Raw genomic sequence first — 20,898 nt, forward strand, 5'->3', positions numbered from 1 at the left:
CGAGCCCGCGCGCACTAGGGATGTGCTGGTGCCCCGGACAATCGTGTGGGGTGAAAAGGGAATGCGATAGGTCGGGGCCATCTGACTGAAACGCAGCCGCCCCCGCGACCGTGACCGGAGAAGGGTGCCCCCGCACCACTGGCCAAAAGGCCGGGAAGGTGGGGCAACCCGACAGCGCATCGCTGATATCCGCAAGCCGGGAGACCTGCCAGCGAAGGACGTGACGAAACCGGACGGGGTGTTCCGGGTGTCGGGACATTCGGCCTGATTGCCGCCCGCCATCCCTTTCCCCGCCCCAGATTTGGGATTGAGAATGAGCGATTTACCCCCTGTTGAGCTGCTGGTTTGCGTCAAATGCCGCCGCGAGCTGGAGGTGCCCGAAGGTGGCACCCGCCCCGGCGAAGTGCTGCACGCTGAACTCGCGTCCCGCGCTATGCCCGAAGGTGTCACATTGAAAGCGGTCGAGTGTTTGTCGAACTGCTCGTCCGGCTGTTCGGTCGCGGTGCGCGGCGGTTCCGGGCGCTGGACCTACGTCTACGGCAACCTGATGGAAGACCGCGACGCCGATATGGTCGTCGAGGGCATCACCAAATACGCCGCCACTGCTGATGGCATCGTGCCATGGCGCGAACGCCCCGAACATTTCCGCAAGAACTGCATCGCCCGCATCCCCCCGCAAGAGGTATAAGCCCATGGCATCCCTGAACAAAATCCCTGTCACCGTCATCACCGGCTTTCTCGGCTCGGGCAAGACGACCCTTGTGCGCCACCTGATGCAGAACCCGCAGGGCAAGCGCCTCGCCGTGATCGTGAACGAATTTGGCAATGTGGGCGTGGACGGGGAGATCCTGAAATCCTGCGCCATCCCCGACTGCCCGGCCGAAAACATCATGGAACTGGCCAATGGTTGCATCTGCTGCACCGTGGCCGATGATTTCATTCCCACAATCGAGGCGCTGATGGCCCTTGATCCGCAACCCGAACACATCCTGATCGAAACATCCGGTCTGGCCCTGCCCAAACCCCTGCTCAAGGCCTTCGACTGGCCCGATATCCGCTCGCGCATCACTGTGGACGGCGTGATCGCCCTGGCCGATGCCGAAGCTGTGGCCGCGGGCCGCTTTGCTCCTGATGTGGCCGCGGTTGATGCCCAACGCGCCGCCGATGACAGCCTTGATCACGAAACGCCCCTGTCCGAAGTGTTCGAGGATCAGATCGCCTGCGCTGACATCATCCTGCTGACCAAACCCGATCTGGCCGGCCCCGAAGGCGTCGCCAAAGCCAAAGAGATCATCGCCGCCGAAACGCCCCGCCCCCTTCCGGTTGTCGAGGTGGCCGAAGGGGTGGTGGACCCGCGCGTGCTGCTCGGACTCGAGGCGGCGGCCGAGGATGACATGGACGCCCGCCCGTCTCATCACGACGGCCATGACGATCACGAGCATGATGATTTTGAATCCGTCATCATCGACATTCCCGAAGTGACTGACCCTGCCGAATTGGTCGCCCGGATCGAAGCGATGGCCAAGGCGCAGAACATCCTGCGCGTCAAAGGCTATGCTGCTGTCACCGGCAAGCCGATGCGTCTGCTGGTGCAGGCTGTCGGCGCGCGTGTCCGTCATCAATACGACCGTCCTTGGGGTCCGAATGAGGTCCGTCAGGGTCGTTTGGTCGTGATCGCCGAACATGACGACGTGAACGGCACAGCCATTCGCAACGCACTCGTCCAACCTCTGGCAGCCGCCGAGTAGACAGGACCCGCCATGCACGTCGTCTTTCGCGAAAGCCACGGGCTCGAAGAGACCGAGACGCCCACCGATCTGGGGCAGACGCCCGCAGATCTGGTGGTACTGTCCTTCTCTGACAGTGACCTCGGGGCGTTCGGGGCAGCGTGGCATCGCGGCGGTGGCAAAGTGGGCAAATTGCCCACCCTACGGTTGGCGAACCTCGTAGGTCTCAAGCACCCCCTGTCGGTCGATACTTACGTGGAACAGACGCTGGCGGGGGCCAAGGGCATCCTGATCCGCCTGATTGGCGGGGTACCTTATTGGTCTTACGGGCTGCAACAGGTGCTCGCGCTCGCCCAAGCCAAGGGAATCGCACTGGCGGTGCTGCCCGCCGATGGACGGGTGGATCCGCGGCTGGACGAGATGTCGACTTTGCCCATCTCGACCCTGCGCCGCCTGGCCCATCTATGCGACGCTGGCGGCACTGTTGCAGCCCAAGCCGCACTGGCGCAGATGGCGCTGGCCTCGGGGCTGTACGCGGGGCCTGTGCGGGGCGCGAAGGCTCTGCCAATGGTTGGCGCGTGGACCCCCGAGGACGGCGTGTGCTGCCCGCTGATCCTGCCACAAACCGACGCGCCGCTGGTCATCATCACCTTCTATCGCGCTTATCTGGCGGCGGCGGATCTGTCCCCGATCGAGGCGCTGTTCACCACCCTTCGCGACCGGGGCTTCCGCGTGCTCGCACTGTTTGCCCCATCGCTCAAGGCCCCGGATCCCGCCGGGTGGATGGCTCGTCAGATCGCGCATCTGGGTCCCGCCGCCATTGTGAACGCCACCGCTTTTTCAGGCAAGGGCAGCGCCGGGACCTCGCCGCTGGACGCAGGTGATGTGCCGGTGTTTCAGGTTGCGCTGGCCACTTCGACCCGGCAGATGTGGGCCGAGGCCGAACGCGGCCTCTCGCCCACGGACCTTGCGATGCACGTGGTTCTGCCCGAGGTGGACGGGCGGCTGTTTGCAGGTATCACATCATTCAAAGATCCCCAGACGCGCGACCCGGACCTGCAATTTTCGCGTTATGCGCACAGCGCCGATATGGAACGCACCAACGCAGTGGCCGACAAGGTGCGGGCCTGGGTCGATCTGGCCGCAACCCCTGCGTCCAAGCGCAAGCTCGCCCTCATCCTCAGCACATATCCGGGCAAGGGCTGGAACATGGCGCATGCTGTGGGCCTTGATGCGTTGGCATCGGGCGAGGCGATCCTGAGCGACCTTGCAATGGCAGATCATGCGGTTGACGACGTGCAAACACCGCTTGAAACAGCCCTGGCCACCGACACCATCACATGGCCGCTTGCGAATTATCTGGAGGCGCTCAAGACCCTGCCCCAGCCCTTGCAAGACGATCTGAACGACAGTTGGGGTGCCCCCGCAGGTCCGTTCACCTTCGCGGCCACACAGCGCGGCAATGCACTGATCGCACTGCAACCCGAGCGGGGAGCCTTTGACGCACGCGATGACGACTATCACGACCTGTCGCGCACGCCCCGTCATGCCTACGTCGCCTTCTACCTTTGGCTACAGACCCAAACGCAGGCTCTGATCCATATCGGCGCGCATGGTACGCTGGAATGGCTGCCGGGCAAGTCGGTGGCCCTGTCGCAGGAATGCTGGCCCGAAGCACTGACAGGCACGCTGCCGGTGATCTATCCCTTTATCGTCAACGATCCGGGCGAGGCGGCACAGGCCAAGCGGCGCATCGGGGCCGTGACCCTGGGGCACCTGCCCCCTCCGATGAAAGCGTCCGACACGCCCGACCGGCTGGTGCGTCTCGAAACGCTGCTGGACGAGTTTTCCAATGCCGATGGGCTTGATCCGCGCCGCCGCGACAGGCTGCAAGACGACATCCGCGCAGAGGCGCAGGCCCTTGGCGTCGAGGACGATCTGGGGCTGGAGCGCGCCAGTTGCAGTGCCGAGGCGATCACCCGCATCGACCGTTTCGTCTGTGACATCAAGGAAAGCCAGTTTGGCGACGGCCTGCACATCTGGGGTCGCGCGCCCGTCGTTGCCGCGCCGCATGATACGGATACGTCTGTCGTATCTGAACAAAACAGCCTGATCGCCGCACTGAATGGCCAGCGGATCGAGGCAGGCCCCTCCGGCTCGCCCTATCGCGGCCGGCGCGATGTGCTGCCCACAGGGCGCAATCTGTTCACGACCGACCCCCGCTCTGTCCCGACCCGCGCCGCTTATGCCCAGGGGGTCAAGCTGGCCGAGGAACTGGTGCGCCGCCACTTGCAGGATCACGGCGACTGGCCGCGCGGACTGATCGTTGATCTGTGGGGATCGGCGACCATGCGCACCGCGGGCGAAGAGTTTGCGATGGCGCTGCACCTACTTGGAGTCCGCCCGGTCTGGGACCAGGGGTCAGAGCGCGTGTCAGGCATCGAAGTCTTGCCCATCACCGATCTGGACCGCCCCCGCATCGATGTAACCTTGCGCGTGTCGGGCCTGTTTCGCGACGTATTCCCGACCCTGTCCGCCCTGTTTGGCCAGGCCGTGCGCGCCCTTGCCGCGCGCGACGAGGCACCCGACTGGAACCCCTATGCAGGTCACACGGCAACTGCGCGCGTCTACGGCCCCGCGCCGGGCAGCTTTGGACTGGGCATGGGCGCGGACCTTGAAACCTACACGGATGAAAGCCGCGCCGCCGCCGGGCGCGCATGGCTCAGCGCCAGCGCATATGCACTGGATGGCACGGCAGCGACCCATGATGCCGACGGCATCCGCAGCCGTCTGGAACAGGCTGACAGCTTTGTACACCTTCAGGACCTGCCCGAAACAGACGTGCTGCTGGCTTCGGACTATGCCGCGCACGAGGCCGGATTTGCTGCGGCCCAAGCCCTCACGGGGGGCAATGCGGCCCTCTATCACATGGATGCAACCCAGCCAGACCGCCCCCGTGCACGTTCTTTGCCCGAAGAAATCGCACGGGTCGTGCAGGCCCGCGCAACACAGCCTGCATGGCTGGCGGGCATGATGCGCCACGGGTTTCGGGGCGGAGCCGAGATTGCCGCGACGCTTGATCACCTGGCGGCCTTTGCCCATCTGGCAGGGGTGGTGCAGCCGCACCTGTTCGATCTTTATCACGATGTGACCCTGGGCGATCCGCAGGTCACGGCGTTCCTGGCGGACGCCAATCCCGGTGCCTTGCAGGCGATACAGGACCAGTTTGCCGCTCTGGATGCGGCGGGGCTGTGGCAAACCCGGCGCAACTCCATCCGCGCCAGCCTGGAGGCCGCGCAATGACTGTCAAAGGATGGTGCCCCGGCGCGTATACGCCGATGATGTCGGGCGACGGGCTGATCGTACGGGTGCGCCCTCGGATGGGACGGCTGACGCAGGACCAGATCCTGGGGCTGTGTGCTGTATCGGTGCAGAACGGCAACGGGATCATTGATCTGACCAGCCGCGCCAACCTGCAACTGCGCGGGGTCAAGGATCACGCCGCTGCCCTTGATGCTTTGCTGGTGCTGGATCTGCTCGACCCGACACCCGAGGCCGAAGCCAAACGCAACATCGTGGTCGCGCCACTTTGGTCCGACGCTGATCTGACGCACCGGCTGCACAACGCGATCTGCGCAAGGCTGCACGAGTTGCCTGACCTGCCTGCCAAGATCGGGATCGCCATCGACACCGGAGCGCAGCCGGTCCTGCAAGATACCTCGGCGGATTTCCGGTTTGAACGCGGTGCAGGCGATACGCTGATCCTGCGCGCGGATGGGGCGTCGGGCGGGCGGGCCATCACCGAAGCCACCGCAATGGATGCCTTGATCGAACTGACCACATGGTGCGCAAAGCACATTACCCCGCAAGCGCGGCGCATGGCCAAGATCGTGCGCAAAGCGCCTCTGCCCGCCGCATGGACCAAGGCGAAACCGCAGTCCAACCGCGCCAGCCTCTCTCCTGGTATGACGCCCATCGGCCCGGCCTTTGGCGCGCCCTTTGGGAGTATGAACGCCCACGACCTCGCAGCACTTGTCACCGACAACGGTCCCGACGGCTTGCGGGTCACCCCATGGCGGGTCTTTGTGTTGGAGAATGCCGCAGCGGGCGATGCCCACGGCTTTGTCACCGCGCCGGGCGATCCCTTGCTGCGCACCCATGCCTGCCCCGGTGCGCCTGCTTGTGCAGCAGCCAGCGTCGACACGCGGGCCGTGGCTCAGGCATTGGCGGGCGCACACACAGACCTGCATGTGTCTGGCTGCGCCAAAGGCTGCGCACATCCCAAACCCGCCCACACAACGCTCGTGGGCCGCGACGGGGCCTATGACCTTGTGGTGCACGGCCATCCATGGGATCAGCCCCGCCAGCGCGGACTGTCCGCAACCGACCTCCTGACCCTCAAGGCCACCCCAGATGCCCTATGAATATCAAACCGATGGCGCGGCCATTTACCTGAAATCCTTTGCCACGATCCGGGCCGAAGCGGACCTTGCCCGCTTTGATGCAGACGAGGAACAGGTCGCCGTGCGCATGATCCATGCAGCAGGCATGGTCGGGCTGGAGCAGCATTGCCACTTTTCCCCAGGTTTCGTGCCCGCCGCCCGCACCGCCTTGGAACGGGGCGCACCGATTCTGTGCGATGCGCGTATGGTGTCCGAGGGGATCACCCGCGCGCGGATGCCCGCAGACAACGCCGTGATCTGCACCCTGCATGACGAGGGGGTGCGCGAACTGGCCGCCAAGATGGGCAACACACGGTCCGCCGCCGCGCTTGAGCTGTGGCGGCCCCACCTCGCCGGGGCGGTGGTGGCAATCGGGAACGCCCCCACGGCGCTGTTCCATCTGCTCAACATGCTCGAAGACCCCACCTGCCCTCGCCCTGCCGCCATCATCGGCTGCCCCGTGGGCTTTGTGGGCGCGGTGGAGTCCAAGGACGCCCTATGGGCGGATCAACCGGTGCCATGCTGCATCGTGCAGGGCCGTTTGGGCGGCAGCGCAATCACCGTCGCCGCGGTCAACGCCATAGCGAGCCGCAAAGAATGACATCCGGAACCGTCTATGGCGTGGGTCTTGGCCCCGGTGATCAGGACCTGATGAGCGTGCGCGCCGACAGGCTGGTGCGCACGGCCAGACATGTGGCGTTCTTTCGCAAGGCCGGGCGCCCCGGTCAGGCCCGCCAGATCGTGAACGGCATGATCATGGACACAGCCATCGAGTTCCCGATGGAATACCCCGTCACCACCGAAATCCCGCTAAGCGATCCGCGCTATAACGAGATCCTGAGCCAGTTTTACACCAACTGCACTGCCCACATTCGCAGCCTCACGGATGCAGGCGAGGATGTGGTTGTGCTCTGCGAGGGTGATCCGTTTTTCTATGGGTCCTTCATGCACCTCTATACCCGGCTGTCGGGCGACATCGACGTACAGGTCGTGCCCGCCATCACGGGCATGTCCGGGGCATGGACCGCAACAGGGGCCCCGATCACATGGGGGGATGATATCCTCAGCGTGCTGATGGGGACGCTGGACGAGGGCACGCTGGCCTCCAACATGGCCAATGCCGACGCGTTGGTCGTGATGAAAATCGGGCGCAACATCAACAAGGTGCGCCGCGCGCTGAAGACTGCGGGCAAATACGATGCCGCCTATCTGATCGAATACGCCACCATGCCCAACCAGACCGTTCAAAAGCTGACCGATGCGGGGGCCAAGGTGACCCCCTACTTCTCGATCATCGTGGTGCATGGACAAGGGCGACGCCCATGACGGGTTGGGTGGTCATCGCGGGGCTTGGGCCGGGCAATGATGCGCTTGTCACGCCCGAAGTGTCTGAGACATTGGCGCAAGCAACCGATATCGTTGGATACATCCCTTATGTGGCGCGCATCCCGGCCCGCGACGGGCTGACATTGCACGCCTCGGACAACCGGGTTGAGCTGGAGCGGTCACGCCATGCGCTGGATATGGCGGCCGCCGGGCACAAGGTCGTGGTGGTGTCGTCCGGTGATCCGGGGGTATTCGCGATGGCAGCGGCGGTGTTTGAGGCGGTCGAGGCAGGCCCTCCCATCTACCGCACTCTCGACATTCGCGTCCTTCCGGGCATCACGGCGATGCTTGCGGCGGCTGCCCGCGCGGGTGCGCCGTTGGGCCATGATTTCTGCGCCATCAACCTCAGCGACAACCTCAAACCCTGGGCGATGATCGAAAAACGGTTACGCCTCGCAGCCGAGGCGGATTTTGCGATGGCGTTCTACAACCCCCGCTCAAAATCGCGTCCCGAGGGATTTGTGCGCACGTTGGAGGTCCTCAAGGATGCCTGCGCCGACAACCGGCCCGTGATCTTTGCGCGGAACGTCTCGCATGCAGATGAGCAGATCAAAGTCGTCCCCTTGATGGAGACGACGCCCGAGATGGCAGACATGCGCACGATGGTCATTGTCGGCTCGTCCCGGACCCGGATCATTCAAACAGATGGCGCGCCTATCGTTTACACACCCCGGTCGGCCCCCGCATGATCCAGCCACGCCATCACCTCGGCCACGGTGGTCACCTCGGTTCGGGCCGCTATTGCGGGTCTGTCGATCATCAACACGGGCAATCCCAGATCACGGGCTGCGGCAATCTTGGCATAGGCCCCGGTGCCGCCCGCGTTCTTGGACACGACCAGATCAATATCATGGACCTGCATCAGCGCGCGATCATCTTCCGCCGTGAACGGGCCGCGCGACACCAGCACATGGTGGTCCGGCAAAGGCGGCAGTGCCTTGGGCGCATCGACCAGCCGCAACAGATAGAAGTGCTGCGGATTGGGTGCGAAGTCAGCCAGATGCATGCGACCCACGGCCAACATCACACGGCGGGCGGGTTGATCAAGGGTAGCCACAGCGCCCGCAATATCAGGCACATGGGTCCAGCGGTCCCCCGCTTGGGCAGTCCAGGCCGCGCGGGTCAGCGCGGCCAGCGGCACACCCGCCTGGGCACAGGCGGCCACTGCGTTCCCGCTCATCTGCGCCGCAAAGGGGTGGGTCGCGTCGACCACATGGGTGATGTTGTGCGTCACCAGATAGTCAGCGAGGCCCCGCACCCCGCCAAATCCACCGATGCGCTGCGGCAAGGGCTGGCGTTTGGGCCGCTCCACCCGACCCGCAAAGCTGACCGTGCCGCGCAGACCTGCCGCGGCGGCGGCATTGGCAAAGGCCGTGGCTTCGGTCGTGCCCCCAAGGATCAGGAGGTTGTGCATGTCTGACGTCCCTTGGTTGACCATCATCGGCATAGGCGAGGACGGAGTTGCCGGGCTGAGCGACGCAAGTCAAGCCGCACTGGCCCGCGCCGAGGTGGTGATGGGACCACCCCGCCACCTTGGATTGATCCCAGACGGCGCGCCGCAGCAGATTGCGTGGCCCGTGCCCTTTGCCGATGGGCTGAAGATGCTGGACGACTTGCGTGGGCAACGCGTGGTGGTGCTCGCCTCGGGTGATCCGTTCTGGTTCGGGGCGGGATCGGTGATCGCGCGCCGCTATGCGGCTTCGGAATGGGTCGCGCATCCCGGTCCCTCCTGCTTTGCACTGGCGGCGGCACAGTTGGGCTGGGCACTTGAGAACACCATCTGCCTTGGGCTGCATGCCGCCCGCATGCCCCAGATGCTCCGCCATCTGGCACCAAAGACACGCCTGATCGTCACCTTGCGCGATGGCGTCGCGGTGACCGACCTGACTGACTACCTGCATGCCTGCGGCTTTGGCGGCAGCGCGGTCACAGTCTTCGAACACCTCGGCGGGCCTGCGCAACGGATGACGTCCGGGCGCGCAGACACGCTCAGCGGCGGCTTCGACCACCCGGTCTGCGCCGCGATTGACGTCGCAGGCGATGGTCCCGCACTGACAACGGCCACCGGCCAAGCCGACGGCACCTTTGCCAGCGACGGACAGATCACCAAGCGCCCTGTGCGCGCCATCACGCTCTCGACACTGGCCCCGAAACCGCATGAGCACCTGTGGGACATCGGCGGCGGGTCCGGGTCCATCGCGCTGGAATGGGTACTAAGCCATCCCACGACCCGCGCCACCTGCATCGAACACCGCACCGACCGCGCCGCACGGATACGCCAAAACAGCATCGATCTGGGTGTTGAGCATCGGCTGACCGTCATCGAAGGGGCTGCGCCAGACGCCCTGGGCGATCTCGACACCCCAGACGCGATCTTTATCGGCGGCGGACTGGGTCAGGCCACTCTGAACGCCGCCATCGCGCAAGGGGTGCGAGTGGTCGTGAACGCGGTCACGCTTGAGGGCGAGGCCATTTTGTCCGCCGCCCATGCGACCCATGGCGGTGATCTGCTGCGTATTGCGCTATCGAATGCGACGCCTTTGGGTCCCAAACGCGGCTGGTCCTCGGCCTATCCGGTTGTGCAATGGAGCTTTGTGCCATGATCGTCGCCGGTTTCGGGTTCACCACCTCGGCCAGCGCCGACAGCCTGCGCCAAGCGTTGCACGCAACAGGCTATGTCGGGGTGCCAGACCACCTTGCGACGGCACAGGACAAAGCCGGCACGCCCACCTTTCGACAGTTCGCCGAAAGTCTGCCCTGCCACATCATAGCCGTGCCAGTTCAAAAGCTCACTGCCATGACAACACAAACCCAATCCGCCCACAGCCATACAACACGCAATACAGGATCGGTCGCTGAAGCCGCCGCACTGGCCGCCGCAGGCCCCGGTGCCACCCTCATCTGCGCGCGCGTGATATCCCCTGATCGCAAGGCCACCTGCGCCATCGCCAAAGGACCAGACACATGACCGTTCACTTCATCGGCGCAGGCCCCGGCGCACCTGACCTGCTGACCCTACGCGGGCGTGACCTGATCGCGGCGAGCCCCGTGTGCCTTTACGCCGGATCACTGGTGCCCGAAGCGGTCCTGGGCCACTGCGCTGCGGACGCGCGGGTGGTGAACACCGCCGCCATGGACCTTGATGACATCATGGCCGAAATCACTACGGCCCATGCCAAAGGACACGACATCGCACGCCTGCATTCGGGCGATCTGTCGGTCTGGTCAGCCATGGGCGAACAGCTGCGCCGTCTCAAGACGGCGAACATCCCCTTTACCGTGACGCCCGGCGTGCCCTCGTTCAGTGCCGCCGCCGCCGCCCTCGGGGCCGAACTGACACTGCCGGGGATTGCACAATCGGTGGTGCTGACGCGCACGCCCGGACGGGCCTCATCCATGCCGGCAGGCGAAACGCTCAGCAATTTCGCAGCCACCGGCGCGACACTCGCGATCCACTTGTCGATCGGAAACCTCGATCAAGTTGTCACGGACCTAACCCCTGCCTACGGTGCCGACTGCCCTGTCGCGGTCGTCTACCGCGCCAGTTGGCCAGATCAGCAGGTCATCATGGCCACCCTCGACACGCTGCACAATGCCATGGACGACAGCATCAGCCGCACCGCCCTGATCCTTGTTGGTCGGGTGATCGGCGCGGATGGGTTCGACGAAAGCTGCCTTTATGCGCCCGATTATGACCGACGATACCGCCCGATGAGCGCTGAAAGCCCATGGGCCAGCTGGAGCCATGGCGATGACTAACCCCCCCGGACTGATGATCTCTGCCCCCGCGTCGGGCACGGGCAAAACAACGGTGATGCTGGGCCTGTTGCGCGCCTTGCGCGATGACGGGCTGACGGTGCAACCCTATAAAAGCGGTCCGGATTACATCGACCCGGCCTTTCATCTGGCCGCAGCCGGGAGACCCTCGTTCAATTTCGATACATGGGCCATGGACGCAGCACTGCTTGGCGGGATCGCAGCCCAACAGACAGGCGCTGATATCTGCATCGCCGAAGGGTCCATGGGCCTGTTTGACGGTGTGGCAACGCGCGGCCAAAGCGGGTTTGGGTCCAGCGCCGAAACCGCCCTGAAGATGGGCTGGCCCGTTGTGCTGGTGATCGACGTGGGCGGGCAGGCACAATCGGCAGCAGCCACAGCCCTTGGGTTCAAGATGTACAACCCCGACCTGCCCTTTGCCGGGGTAATCCTTAACCGGGTGGCAAGCCCCCGCCACGAGCGGCTGACACGTGTGGGCATGGAGCAGGCGGGCGTCAAAGTGTTGGGCTGCCTGCCACGACGCGGCGATCTGAAACTGCCGGAGCGGCATCTGGGGCTGATTCAGGCGGTCGAACATCCCGACCTTGAGGCCGCGATTGCTGGATACGCGGACTTCCTGCGCGAAAACGTCGATCTGGACGCGATCAAGGCAGCGGCGCGCGGCGGAATGGCCCTGCCCCCACACCCCCTGCCATCCCCCCCGGCACAGCGGATCGCCTTGGCCCGTGATGCGGCGTTTTCCTTTACCTACCCCCATCTGCTCAGCGGTTGGCGGGCGGCTGGCACCGAAATTCTGCCGTTTTCCCCGCTGGCGGATGAGGCCCCCGCACAGGATGCTGACCTCGTCTGGCTGCCCGGCGGCTATCCCGAGCTGCATGCGGGCACGCTTGCTGCGGCCCAAACCTTCAAGACCGGACTGCGCAAACATGCAGAGACCAAACCCGTGCATGGTGAATGCGGCGGCTACATGGCGCTTGGGGCCAGCCTGACGGACAAGGATGGCACGGCGCACGAGATGGTGGGGTTGCTTGGGCTGGCAACGAGTTATGAAAAACGCAAATTCAACCTCGGATACCGGCGGGCCGTTCTGGATCACGCACTACCGGGCTTCGAGGTCGGAGCGGCCTTGCGCGGGCACGAATTCCACTACTCCTCGATCCTTGACCAACCCGACGCACCGCTCGCGCAGGTCTTTGACGCCGATGGCAACCCGGCAGCCCAAAGCGGGTCATGGCGGGGCAATGTCACCGGCACCTTCTTTCACCTGATCACCGGAGAGCGGGCATGACAGGCTTTGTCAGCTTTGTCGGCTCCGGGCCCGGCGATCCCGAATTGCTGACACTCAAGGCGGCGGATCGGCTGAAACGGGCGGATGCCGTGCTGTTTGACGACCTGAGTGCAGGGCCGATCCTGAGCCATGCGCGCGCAGGGGCAGACCTTGTCGGGGTGGGCAAACGCGCCGGGCGACCCTCGCCCAAGCAGCACCATGTCAGCCAGTTGCTGGTGGAGTACGCCCAGGACAACCAACGGATCGTGCGCTTGAAATCCGGTGACGGGGGCACGTTCGGGCGACTTGAGGAAGAAATCGACGCGCTGAAAGCCGCTGGAATCGCATATGAAATTATCCCCGGCGTGCCTTCGGCCTGCGCGGCCGCTGCTGCTGCGGGCATTCCACTGACACGCCGCCTCACAGCCCGTCGGGTGCAGTTTATCACCGGCCATGACGTGCGCGGGGCCTTACCCGAAGACCTGAACATGGCCGCCCTTGCCGATGCGCAGGCGACCACGGTGGTGTTCATGGGCCAGCGGACCTTTCCGGCCTTTGCGCGCATGTTGATGGAGGCCGGATTGCCGGGCGATACGCCTGCCCTGCTGGCCGAAGGGGTATCGACACCGCAACAGGCGCTGCACCGCTCAACCCTCTCTGCACTGATCACCAGACTTGAGGCGGGGGTCAGCGATGCGCCTGCCCTGATCCTTTATGGCGCGTTGGCAGAAGGGTAAGCGCATGAGCCAAAGCCCCAAACCGCTTACCAAGTTGTTGGTGCCATGATCGAATTGTTCCTGATCGGCATCGGCACAGGCAACCCGGACCACCTGACGGGTGAGGCCCGGCACGCCATCGCGCAAGCCGACCTGTTTCTGGTGCCCAACAAGGGGGCGGGGAAATCCGATCTGGCCGATCTGCGCACACAGATCATCGACACCGTGCGGGGTGACGCCACGGTCGCGATGTTTGATATGCCCGTGCGGGACGAGAGCAAACCCTATCTCGCGCGGGTCGATGCGTGGCATGACGAGATTGCCGTGATTTGGGCGGATACCATCGCGCAGCACCCGAACGCGCGGCGCATCGCGCTGTTGGTGTGGGGCGATCCGTCGCTTTATGACAGCACGCTGCGGATTGCGGCGCGGCTGGATCCGGCACCCCGGATCACAGTAATCGCGGGCATCACATCCATTCAGGCGCTCACTGCGGCGCATGCCATCCCGCTCAACACGCTGAACGGACCCGTCACCATTTCAACCGGGCGGCAGCTGCGCGACCATGGCTGGCCGGACGGGTGCGAGACCTTGGTTGTGATGCTGGATGGCGCTTGCGCATTTCAGGACCTTGAAGGTGCGTATGACATCTGGTGGGGGGCCTATCTGGGGATGGAGGAACAGGTGCTGGCCGCTGGCCGTCTGCCCGACATCACAGAGCAGATCATCGCCAAGCGCGCGGCGGCACGGGCGGCACATGGCTGGATCATGGACACCTACCTGCTGCGCCGGGTGCGGAGTTGAGCATTCCATCTGCCTGAAAAACAGGCAGAAAATCACGTAAAAGCACCCATGTTGATGGCAGGGCTGGCGCTGCGGGTCACAGAATGCTCATATCAATCGGTAAACGCTGCCCAAGTTGTCCATGACTGCCCTGACACCTATCACTGCTCATCCGACACAGACCCAACCCCGCGCCGTCGGGACGTTGCGCCTGTCGACCAAGGCGGATGGCGCGCGCACCGTGCTGGATGATCTCTATCAGCAGGGGGCGTCCAAGGCGGTCTTTCCGCGCGCGACACGCGGTATGACCGGCGTTTTGCTGAACACCTCCGGAGGGGTGACGGGCGGGGACCGATTTGACATCACCGCAAAGGCGCAGGCCAGCACACACCTGACGCTGACGACGCAGGCCTGCGAGCGGGCCTATCGCGCCCAGCCCGGCCTCGTGGGCCAGATACGCACCCGTTTGTCAGTTGAGGCAAGGGCGACCTTGTGGTGGCTGCCGCAGGAAACCCTGATTTTTGACGGATGCGCGCTGGATCGTCACCTGACCTGCGAGGTGGTGCCCACCGGGCGCGCCTTGATTGTTGAACCGCTGTGTCTGGGGCGGATCGCCATGGGCGAAACAACCGTGCACGGCCAGATGCACGATCACATCCTGATCACGCGCAACGGTAAGCCGCTGGTGCAGGACGCATGGCGGATGCGCGGGAACATGAGCGCGCAGATGGCGGGCGCGGCCACCGGCAACGGGGCAAGCGCAATGGTCACCCTCACACTGGTGTCCCCCGATGCCTGCGCCCAGATCGAGCCGGTCCGCGCGCTGTTGCCCGCCACCGGCGGTGCCAGTCTGCTGGCCGATGATGTGTTGGTGATGCGCTGTCTGACCCCGACCGGCTATGACCTGCGCCGCCATCTGCTGCCCGTTCTTGACCATCTGACAGGTGGCACCCTGCCCCTGTGCTGGAGACTTTGACACATGCAACTGACCCCCCGCGAAAAAGACAAATTACTGATCGCCATGGCCGCCGAAGTGGCCCGCAAACGGCTCGCGCGCGGGGTCAGGCTGAACTACCCCGAGGCCATCGCACTGATCACCGATGCGGTCGTCGAAGGGGCGCGCGACGGCCACTCGGTCGCGCATATGATGGAGGCGGGGGCCAAGATCATCACCCGTGACCAGTGCATGGAAGGCATCCCCGAAATGATCCACGACGTTCAGGTCGAAGCGACATTCCCCGATGGCACAAAGCTGGTGACCGTCCACAACCCCATCAGGTAGGAGCGCGCGGCAGATGTTGGAATTTGAGTTTATTTTGCAAGATGAAGCAGGGGATCACCCGCTATGATCCCCGGTGAGATCATTGTCGCGGAGGGCGATATCACGCTGAATGCGGGGGCCAAGGCCATCACGCTGCATATTGCCAACACAGGCGACCGCCCGGTTCAGGTTGGCAGCCACTATCACTTTGGCGAGGCCAACAGCGCGCTTGAGTTTGATCGGGATACGGCGCGCGGCATGCGCCTGAATATTGCGGCGGGCACTGCCGTCCGGTTCGAACCCGGCCAGGCCCGCGACGTGTCGTTGATCCCGATCAGCGGGGCGCGGCGGATTTTTGGGTTCAACCAGAAAATCATGGGGCCGCTTTGAGCAGCAAACCACCCCAATGAGGAGGATCAGACGATGTGTGATGTTTGTGTGATGAATGCGGTAAAAGATCGGATGCTGTCGCGCCGTGACTTTTTCAAAACCAGCGCTGCGGTCGGTGCAGCGGCAACTGTCGGGATGACAGCAGCCCCTGCGGCGATGGCCGCTGGACATGCGGGTGTGTTTGACATGTCCCACCCGCTCAGCCCCGACTTTCCGACATTTTTCGGTGCGCCCGGCATTTCGATGGAGCAGCAGTTCAATTTCGCCGAACACGGCTTCAACCTGATGAACCTGAGCGTCAACGAACACACCGCCACCCATATCGACGCGCCTTTGCATTTTTCCGCAGATGGGGCAGCGGTTGATGAGATCCCCGTTTCTGATCTGGTGGTTCCCTTGTGCGTAATTGATATCGCGGCCAAGGCGGCAGAAAACCGGGATGCACAAGTGACCCCCGATGACCTAAAGGCATGGATTGCGGCCCATGGTGCGATCCCTGACAAGGCCTGCATCGCGATGCATTCGGGCTGGGCGGCAAAGTCCGGGGATGCGGCAGATTATGTCGGCAATGATGATGCGGACGTGAAGCACTTTCCGGGCTTCCACGTGGAGGCGACACAGATGTTGCTTGAGGAGACCACGGCGGTGGCCATGGCAGTCGATACGTTGTCGCTTGATCATGGCCCTTCAGCGGATTTTGCGACGCATTACGCATGGTTGCCAGCCGGGCGATATGGGATCGAAAACCTTGCCGGTCTCGATCAGGTGCCTGCGACCGGAGCCACATTGGTGGTCGGTGCGCCCAACCATGTGGGCGGCACGGGCGGCCCGGCCCGCATCTTTGCGATGGTCTAGTGCATCGTGCGATGCCCATAAAACGGGGGCGCGGGGGTGCTTTGGGCGCGACCGCGTCGTCAGGCCCATGTGCAGAACGCCAAATGTCCGATGGCACGAGGCGGGTGACGAACACCAGTGCGCGGAGCCTCTTTGCAGATGTTAACCCAGCGCATTTACGGAGAACACCCGTGACCAATCTGACAAAAGCGACAACCGCCAATCTGTCGCCGATGACATTCATCGCTACGGGCCTCAAACCGATCCGTCAAAATACCCGCACCAACGCGCACCACCTGTCCAAACCCGCCCGAACAACCAAGAGGTAACCGATGCCCCAAACCATCCCCCGCGCCGATTACGCAGCCATGTTCGGCCCCACCGTGGGCGACAGGGTGCGCCTTGCCGACACCGATCTGATCATCGAGGTCGAACGAGATCTGGGCGCGGAGCGGGCCGGAGCGGCGGTGACAGGTGGTGAAGGTGGCAATGCCCTGCACTACGGCGAAGAGGTGAAATTTGGCGGCGGCAAGGTCATCCGGGATGGGATGGGGCAGGCCCAGACCACGCGCGCCGAAGGGGCCCTGGACACCGTGATCACCAATGCGCTGATCGTGGATCATACAGGGATCTACAAGGCGGATGTGGGCCTGCGCGACGGGCGCATCGCCGCCATCGGCAAGGCGGGCAACCCCGACACTCAACCCGGCGTCGACATCATCGTCGGCCCCGGCACCGAAGCCATCGCGGGCGAGGGTCGCATCCTGACCGCAGGCGGGTTCGATTCACATATCCACTTCATCTGCCCCCAACAGATCGAAGACGCACTGCATTCCGGCCTGACCACGATGCTGGGCGGCGGCACTGGCCCAGCCCATGGCACGCTGGCGACGACCTGCACGCCGGGGCCCTGGCATCTGGGCCGCATGTTGCAGGCCGCGGACGCGTTTCCGATGAACCTCGCCTTTGCGGGAAAGGGCAACGCCTCCCTGCCCGCAGCACTTGAGGAACAGGTGCGCGCCGGCGCCTGCGCGCTGAAACTGCACGAGGATTGGGGCACTACCCCTGCGGCCATCGACTGCTGCCTGTCAGTCGCCGATGACATGGACGTACAGGTGATGATCCATACCGATACGCTGAACGAATCCGGCTTTGTGGAAAACACGGTGGCAGCCATGAAAGGGCGCACGATCCACGCCTTTCACACCGAAGGAGCCGGGGGTGGGCACGCCCCTGACATCATCAAAATCTGCGGCGATCCAAATGTGTTGCCCTCTTCGACCAACCCCACGCGTCCCTTTACCGTGAACACGATCGAAGAGCATCTGGACATGCTCATGGTCTGCCATCACCTCGACAAATCCATCCCCGAAGACGTCGCCTTTGCCGAAAGCCGGATCCGTCGCGAAACCATTGCCGCCGAGGATATCCTGCACGACATGGGCGCGTTTTCGATCATCGCATCCGACAGTCAAGCCATGGGTCGCGTGGGCGAAGTGCTGATCCGCACCTGGCAAACGGCGGACAAGATGAAGAAACAGCGCGGACGTTTGCCTGAGGAAACCGGCGACAACGACAACATGCGTGTGCGCCGCTATATCGCGAAATATACGATCAACCCCGCCATCGCCCATGGGATCAGCCACGAGATTGGCAGCGTCGAAGTGGGCAAGCGCGCTGATCTATGCCTCTGGAACCCGGCTTTTTTTGGGGTCAAACCCGAGATGGTCCTGCTTGGCGGCACGATCGCCTGTGCGCAGATGGGTGATCCCAACGCCTCGATCCCCACGCCGCAGCCGGTCTATACCCGGCCCATGTTCGGGGCCTTCGGGCGCTCGGTCGAACGCTCGGCTGTCACGTTCGTATCTGCGGCGGCGCAGACAGAGGGGATTGGCAAGATCCTTGGCCTGCACAAGGACACGGTTGCGGTGACGCACACCCGCGGCATTGGCAAGGCCGACTTGATGCTCAACACCGCCCTGCCCCATATCGAAGTGCACCCCGAAACCTATGAGGTCCGCGCGGATGGCGAATTGCTCACCTGCAACCCTGCCGAGGTGTTGCCCATGGCGCAGCGGTATTTCATGTTTTGAAGACGGATCCGACATTTCGAAGCCGCGCCGTTATGTGGCCGATAGCGCCACATCAAAGCGGTCAATCACATCGAATTCGGAACCATCCCGAGGCGCGGGCATGTCGAGCACCCGCACATAGGTGGTTGTTTGCCGACTCACATAGCGTGGATTGTCGCGAATATCGGGCGGCAAACGTTTGGCCTCAAACCGGCGAACGGCCTTGCGTTCGATCCGCACGACGGCGTCGCCCACCGGAATATCGTGCTGACCCACATGCGCCGAAACCTGATGCAATAGCGCAAGGCGGACATGGGTTTCGCGATCTTTCAGTGCGGCAAGTTCAGCCCGCAGCGCGACCAGTTCACGCGCAAGCGTCTTTTGGAGGGGGATCTGATCTGTCATACGACCACCCTACCCATGAAACCCTTGCCGCTTCGTTACCGCTCACCCGCTAAAATCGGATATTGTCCCATGTTGACCGCCCAAACCTATCATCCCCATACCCACGCAACGCCCGCAGACCACCTTTCGCTTACCTACGAAGATCGGTTCCTGCGGCGCAAAGTGCTTACCCTCGCCTCCGGCACCCCGCTGCTTGTCGATCTGGCGCACACCACCTCGCTGGATCATGGCGGTGCACTCATCACGACCCATGGCGGTGAAATCCGCATCAATGCCGCGCCCGAACCGCTTTTGGCCGTCACCGGCGACAGTCTGCACCGGATTGCCTGGCATATCGGCAACCGCCACACCCCCTGCCAAATCGAGGACACCCGGCTTTTGATCCTGCGCGATCATGTGATGGCGGATATGCTTGCAAAAATCGGGGCACAGACCGCCGAAGTGGTCGAACCCTTTACTCCCGAGGGCGGGGCATATGGTCATGGACGCACCCATGGGCATGACCACACACACAGCCACACATGACACCCGCACTAACCCTCATGCAATGGCTGTCCCCGGCTTTTCCTGTTGGGGCATTTGCCTATTCGCATGGGCTGGAACAAGCTATCACGGATGGGGCAATCACAGGGGCGGACAGCCTGTTGGACTGGCTGACGGCCCTGCTTGAGCATGGCTCGGGCCGGGCGGATGCGATCCTGTTGGCGGCCGCCTACCGCGCCGAGGACCCTGTCGATGTGGATGCCACCGCGCGCGCCTTTGCGGCAAGTGCCGAACGGCTGCTCGAAACGACTCAACAGGGGGCCGCATTCTGCAACACGGCGCAGGCGGTGTGGGGGCTGAAGCTGGAGGCGCTCACATATCCCGTGGCGGTCGGGGCGGCGGCCAAGGCGATGAACATCACCCTTGCCGACACATTGCCACTGTACCTGCACGCCTTTGCCTCCAACCTCGTATCTGCCACACAGCGGGGCCTGCCACTGGGGCAGACCGACGGGCAAACGGTGTTGGCGAAACTGGCTGGCACGATCACGAACGTGGCGCAGGAAGCCATGGCCAGCACGCTCGACGACCTCACATCCGCCACCTTTGCGGCAGACGTCACCGCAATGCGCCACGAAACACTGCAACCGAGGATCTTTCGCACATGACCCAACTCAACGGCCCCCTGCGGATCGGGATCGGCGGACCCGTCGGAGCAGGAAAAACCACCCTCACAGCCGCGCTCGCCAGCGCGCTCAAGGATGACCACTCCATCGGCGTGATCACAAACGACATCTACACCCAGGAAGATGCCGAAGAGCTGATGCGACGCCAGATCCTGCCGCAGGACCGGATCATAGGGGTCGAAACCGGGGGCTGTCCGCACACGGCCATCCGCGAGGACGCCTCGATCAACCTCGCCGCTGTGGCCGAGATGCGCGCCCGCCACCCCGAGGTCGAAGCGATCCTGATCGAGTCCGGTGGCGACAACCTCTCGGCCACATTCTCTCCCGAACTGGCGGACATCACCCTTTATGTGATCGACGTGGCCGCAGGCGAGGAAATCCCGCGCAAGGGTGGTCCGGCCATCACAAAGTCGGACTTGCTGGTGATCAACAAGATCGACCTTGCACCGCATGTGGGCGCATCACTCGACGTGATGGAGCGGGACGCGACGCGAATGCGCGCGGGTAAACCCTTTGTCTTTGCAGCCCTGCGGCACGGGACAGGCGTGGCCGACATCATCACCCACATCCGAGCCTTGTCGGGCCTTGGGTTCACCAGCGCCTGAACCCGTCTTTCCTTTCGCTGCAAATACCTCGGGGGAGGCCGCAGGCCGGGGGCAGAGCCCCAAA

General features: G+C 63.8%; 24 protein-coding genes and 1 riboswitch. Of the genes, 22 read left to right on the plus strand and 2 right to left on the minus strand.

Going from position 1 to position 20,898, the window contains the following annotated elements:
* Positions 1–9: 9 nt before the first annotated feature.
* A riboswitch (cobalamin riboswitch) is annotated at positions 10–228 on the plus strand.
* Positions 229–313: 85 nt separating this feature from the next.
* From Q0859_RS16755 to cobJ, 7 genes are read left to right on the plus strand one after another with little or no spacing between them, the layout of a single operon-like run.
* Positions 314–688 (plus strand): DUF1636 domain-containing protein, encoded by a 375-nt coding sequence (locus tag Q0859_RS16755; RefSeq protein ID WP_299153307.1) that lies wholly within the window; start codon positions 314–316, stop codon positions 686–688.
* Between the two features lie 4 nt (positions 689–692).
* Complete coding sequence (gene cobW, locus Q0859_RS16760; RefSeq protein WP_299153308.1) at positions 693–1,748, plus strand: cobalamin biosynthesis protein CobW; 1,056 nt, start codon at positions 693–695, stop codon at positions 1,746–1,748.
* Between the two features lie 12 nt (positions 1,749–1,760).
* Complete coding sequence (cobN, locus tag Q0859_RS16765) at positions 1,761–5,030, plus strand: cobaltochelatase subunit CobN (protein WP_299153310.1); 3,270 nt, start codon at positions 1,761–1,763, stop codon at positions 5,028–5,030.
* A complete protein-coding gene (locus tag Q0859_RS16770; protein WP_299153311.1) occupies positions 5,027–6,151 on the plus strand; it encodes a cobalamin biosynthesis protein CobG in 1,125 nt (374 codons plus the stop codon). Before cobN ends, Q0859_RS16770 begins: the two co-directional genes overlap by 4 nt.
* Positions 6,141–6,770, plus strand: coding sequence for a precorrin-8X methylmutase (locus Q0859_RS16775; protein ID WP_299153313.1), 630 nt, complete (start codon positions 6,141–6,143; stop codon positions 6,768–6,770). The genes Q0859_RS16770 and Q0859_RS16775 overlap by 11 nt, the downstream gene beginning before the upstream one ends.
* A complete protein-coding gene (locus Q0859_RS16780; protein WP_299153314.1) occupies positions 6,767–7,495 on the plus strand; it encodes a precorrin-2 C(20)-methyltransferase in 729 nt (242 codons plus the stop codon). The genes Q0859_RS16775 and Q0859_RS16780 overlap by 4 nt, the downstream gene beginning before the upstream one ends.
* Positions 7,492–8,244: a precorrin-3B C(17)-methyltransferase gene (gene cobJ / locus Q0859_RS16785; RefSeq protein WP_299153316.1), complete on the plus strand. Its 753-nt coding sequence runs from the start codon at positions 7,492–7,494 to the stop codon at positions 8,242–8,244. Before Q0859_RS16780 ends, cobJ begins: the two co-directional genes overlap by 4 nt.
* Here cobJ and Q0859_RS16790 read toward each other — a convergent pair.
* Positions 8,217–8,969: a cobalt-precorrin-6A reductase gene (locus tag Q0859_RS16790; RefSeq protein WP_299153318.1), complete on the minus strand. Its 753-nt coding sequence runs from the start codon at positions 8,967–8,969 to the stop codon at positions 8,217–8,219. The two genes, cobJ and Q0859_RS16790, sit on opposite strands and share 28 nt — an antisense overlap.
* Between Q0859_RS16790 and cbiE the strand changes: the two genes are divergently transcribed.
* From cbiE to ureC, 12 genes are all read left to right on the plus strand, one after another.
* Positions 8,968–10,158: a precorrin-6y C5,15-methyltransferase (decarboxylating) subunit CbiE gene (gene cbiE / locus Q0859_RS16795; protein WP_299153320.1), complete on the plus strand. Its 1,191-nt coding sequence runs from the start codon at positions 8,968–8,970 to the stop codon at positions 10,156–10,158. The genes Q0859_RS16790 and cbiE overlap by 2 nt on opposite strands.
* The gene (locus Q0859_RS16800) at positions 10,155–10,523 is read left to right on the plus strand and encodes a cobalamin biosynthesis protein (protein ID WP_299153322.1); all 369 of its coding nucleotides are present in this window, start codon (positions 10,155–10,157) and stop codon (positions 10,521–10,523) included. Before cbiE ends, Q0859_RS16800 begins: the two co-directional genes overlap by 4 nt.
* Positions 10,520–11,314, plus strand: a complete 795-nt coding sequence (cobM, locus tag Q0859_RS16805) for a precorrin-4 C(11)-methyltransferase (protein ID WP_299153324.1) — start codon at positions 10,520–10,522, stop codon at positions 11,312–11,314. Before Q0859_RS16800 ends, cobM begins: the two co-directional genes overlap by 4 nt.
* On the plus strand, positions 11,307–12,620 hold the full coding sequence (locus Q0859_RS16810) for a cobyrinate a,c-diamide synthase (protein WP_299153327.1): 1,314 nt from the start codon (positions 11,307–11,309) through the stop codon (positions 12,618–12,620). Before cobM ends, Q0859_RS16810 begins: the two co-directional genes overlap by 8 nt.
* On the plus strand, positions 12,617–13,336 hold the full coding sequence (gene cobA, locus Q0859_RS16815) for a uroporphyrinogen-III C-methyltransferase (RefSeq protein ID WP_299153329.1): 720 nt from the start codon (positions 12,617–12,619) through the stop codon (positions 13,334–13,336). The genes Q0859_RS16810 and cobA overlap by 4 nt, the downstream gene beginning before the upstream one ends.
* A gap of 45 nt (positions 13,337–13,381) precedes the next feature.
* Positions 13,382–14,119 carry a precorrin-6A synthase (deacetylating) gene (cobF, locus tag Q0859_RS16820; protein ID WP_299153335.1) on the plus strand — a complete coding sequence of 246 codons (738 nt, stop codon included), beginning with the start codon at positions 13,382–13,384 and terminating at the stop codon, positions 14,117–14,119.
* A gap of 121 nt (positions 14,120–14,240) precedes the next feature.
* Complete coding sequence (locus Q0859_RS16825; protein WP_299153337.1) at positions 14,241–15,074, plus strand: urease accessory protein UreD; 834 nt, start codon at positions 14,241–14,243, stop codon at positions 15,072–15,074.
* A gap of 3 nt (positions 15,075–15,077) precedes the next feature.
* Entirely contained in the window at positions 15,078–15,380 is a 303-nt protein-coding gene (locus Q0859_RS16830; protein WP_299153340.1) for an urease subunit gamma, read from the plus strand.
* A 63-nt stretch (positions 15,381–15,443) separates the two neighbouring features.
* A complete protein-coding gene (locus tag Q0859_RS16835; protein ID WP_299153342.1) occupies positions 15,444–15,749 on the plus strand; it encodes an urease subunit beta in 306 nt (101 codons plus the stop codon).
* 33 nt (positions 15,750–15,782) lie between these two features.
* A complete protein-coding gene (locus Q0859_RS16840) occupies positions 15,783–16,604 on the plus strand; it encodes a cyclase family protein (protein ID WP_299153345.1) in 822 nt (273 codons plus the stop codon).
* Positions 16,605–16,774: 170 nt separating this feature from the next.
* Positions 16,775–16,912 carry a hypothetical protein gene (locus tag Q0859_RS16845; protein WP_299153348.1) on the plus strand — a complete coding sequence of 46 codons (138 nt, stop codon included), beginning with the start codon at positions 16,775–16,777 and terminating at the stop codon, positions 16,910–16,912.
* Positions 16,913–16,915: 3 nt separating this feature from the next.
* Positions 16,916–18,676 (plus strand): urease subunit alpha, encoded by a 1,761-nt coding sequence (gene ureC, locus Q0859_RS16850; RefSeq protein WP_299153350.1) that lies wholly within the window; start codon positions 16,916–16,918, stop codon positions 18,674–18,676.
* A gap of 30 nt (positions 18,677–18,706) precedes the next feature.
* Here the strand turns inward: ureC and Q0859_RS16855 are convergent, their stop codons facing one another.
* On the minus strand, positions 18,707–19,060 hold the full coding sequence (locus tag Q0859_RS16855) for a hypothetical protein (protein ID WP_299153352.1): 354 nt from the start codon (positions 19,058–19,060) through the stop codon (positions 18,707–18,709).
* A 69-nt stretch (positions 19,061–19,129) separates the two neighbouring features.
* Here Q0859_RS16855 and Q0859_RS16860 point away from each other — a divergent pair, with 69 nt between their 5' ends.
* The 3 genes from Q0859_RS16860 to ureG are packed head-to-tail and all read left to right on the plus strand — an operon-like array spanning position 19,130 to position 20,834.
* Entirely contained in the window at positions 19,130–19,585 is a 456-nt protein-coding gene (locus Q0859_RS16860) for an urease accessory protein UreE (RefSeq protein ID WP_299153355.1), read from the plus strand.
* Positions 19,582–20,211, plus strand: coding sequence for an urease accessory UreF family protein (locus Q0859_RS16865; RefSeq protein WP_299153357.1), 630 nt, complete (start codon positions 19,582–19,584; stop codon positions 20,209–20,211). The genes Q0859_RS16860 and Q0859_RS16865 overlap by 4 nt, the downstream gene beginning before the upstream one ends.
* On the plus strand, positions 20,208–20,834 hold the full coding sequence (ureG, locus tag Q0859_RS16870) for an urease accessory protein UreG (protein ID WP_299153359.1): 627 nt from the start codon (positions 20,208–20,210) through the stop codon (positions 20,832–20,834). Before Q0859_RS16865 ends, ureG begins: the two co-directional genes overlap by 4 nt.
* Positions 20,835–20,898: the final 64 nt, after the last annotated feature.

This window comes from uncultured Tateyamaria sp. (genome assembly GCF_947497045.1).
Classification (GTDB): Bacteria; Pseudomonadota; Alphaproteobacteria; order Rhodobacterales; family Rhodobacteraceae; genus Tateyamaria.